Origin of the sequence: Lysinibacillus sp. NPDC048646, assembly GCF_050272295.1 — a bacterium.
GTDB lineage: Bacteria > Bacillota > Bacilli > Bacillales_A > Planococcaceae > Lysinibacillus.
In genome coordinates this window covers 1-2184 of sequence record NZ_JBNNLZ010000061.1, presented here as the reverse complement: position 1 = coordinate 2184, position 2184 = coordinate 1, and the positions used below count along the sequence as shown (strand labels likewise).

At 39.2% G+C, this 2184-nt stretch carries 1 protein-coding gene; it reads right to left on the bottom strand.

Features of this window, described 5'->3' with window-relative positions; translation table 11 throughout:
• Window positions 1–1486, bottom strand: a 1486-nt coding sequence (gene ltrA / locus ACQKII_RS24655; protein ID WP_427463064.1) for a group II intron reverse transcriptase/maturase, incomplete at its 3' end; no start/stop codon positions are given.
• Window positions 1487–2184 lie beyond the last annotated feature (698 nt).

The following is a 2184-nucleotide window of genomic DNA, read 5'->3' as shown; positions in this document are numbered from 1 at the left end:
TTTTTGATTCCATTAACAATACGATTTCATGTCTTATGTCTATACTCAACCGTGTGGTTATTTGTACTCGACCTTCTTGGGTAAATGGGGTTATACTTTGAGTAAAACCAATCACATTTTTAGTTTTTATGATCCCAAGTGGAAAGAGGTACACCCCGGCAATTTTATAAGTTTTAGAGCCTAAGCCATAGAACTTTTTATAGACAGGTGGCGGATTGTTGGGATGTTCATATTTACCGACAGGTTTAAGACGATTGTACATAGATGCACCTATTTCGTAGGCAAGTCGTGAGAACGCTAAGTTGACGTGAGTAGCTCTGTTAAAATAATTGTGTAACCCTAAGACAAAACTATTAAAGCGCATGGCATTTTGAGTAGTTGGCGATGTTCGGAGTATTTCTATTCGTTTCTTTGCATCCGCCTTAATTTTCCGCATCTTTTCGGCTTTGACAAACGTATGCGCAACTCGCTTTTTTCCTTTACGATTGGCACGTATTGTGAAGCCAAGAAAAGCAGACGCATGCTTGCGTAGATTAATAATCTTCGATTTTTCTGGTGAAATATCAAGTTTTAAACGTTCCTTTAGATAAAGCTTAACAGCATGGTACCACTTTTCAGCAGTTTTCCAATCTCTACATAAAATTTTGAAATCATCAGCATAACGTACTATGTAGCCTTCTTTTAAGTGAGTGCGCTTCTTTGCAAGAAGTTGACCTTCTCTAGTCTTAAATGATTTATGGAGGGGGAATAGTTCCCATTGATTCGCTACCCATTGGTCCAATTCATTGAGTACAACATTGGACAATAATGGCGAGAGCAAGCCTCCTTGCGGAGAACCTTTTGTCGGAATACCTTCTCCGTCTACTTCAGCTTTTAACATTTTCGATATACAGGCTAAGACTTGCCTATCTCGAATACCTAAATTCCATAGCTGCTTAATAAGCAGTGTATGATTGATATTGTCAAAGAAACCTTTAATATCAATATCTACAACGTAATGGAGTTTTGATTGATTAACCAGAAATTGAATTCTTGCCATCGCATGATGAGTAGAGCGTAACGATCTGAATCCATAGTTATGATTATAAAAGTGAGCTTCCGCAATTGGCTCTAACACCTGTTTAAAGCATTGTTGGATGATTCTATCGAGGATGCATGGAATACCTAGTGGGCGCATCTTACCATTATCTTTTTCGATTAGCTTACGTCTAACTTTCTTAGGACGATAATTTTTAAGCTTACTTTGTATTTCTTCTACTAATTCGTTCTCCGAACGTTTTTCTATGCCTACAATAGTTTTACCATCTGTTCCAGGGGTCTTCGACCCCTTATTTGACTTAATTGTTCGATACGCTAATAAAATATTGTTCCTCGACGTGATGATGTCGTATAGCTGATGGAATGATTCTTTATTTTTGGCTCGTTGATGTAAGTCTGTAAAGGTGTCTGTCATCCCGTAATAATCCCAATATCGTAGAGCTTGCACTGTGGCATCATTCCTCTTTGAAGTGATGTTCCCACGTTCTTACCCGATCGGTGCAATGCACAGTTGAAAAATAATTATTACTTTTCGCTAGACTTGGGGCTGTTCCTCCAACTCCATTACAGAGGTTTCACTGGTCGTACCCCTACCCTCATAAGGACAAATGCATTTCGCCATATCGCTTATAGCAACCGTTTCGGGTGACAGCCCTTGATTCAACGTTCCTTATTTTCCAAGTCCCTCATAACCTAGCTATTCTTTTCTAAACTTAGGTGCTTCCTGTAAGCCTGTGAGCTGGATACCGCCATTGTTCGGTATAGCGTGTTTCATAGAAGCAATTTTTACTCCACGTCACTCACCCCATCGTTGGATGGTACACAAGTTTCCTTATGTTCTAACTTTAGACCCTAACATTCGGAAGTTCGTCTGTTCTTTTCCACAAGAAAATTCTCACCATATTTAGTTTTTCAGCCATCCGGCATATCCATTGGCATACCTTTTCCGTGAGGAGTGGCTTCAGCCTTTGTTCTGCCGACTTCACCTGAGCTTCAGACCCCATAATCTGTCTATTATGACGCATGCAGGAGTATTAATGGGATAGTTTCAAAATACGTGGTTTTATCATTCCTATCCTCGGTTATAAAGTTAGGATTTCCGAAGAAATCCCTTGTATTTTCACACATTAGTGCTTATAACAAAAC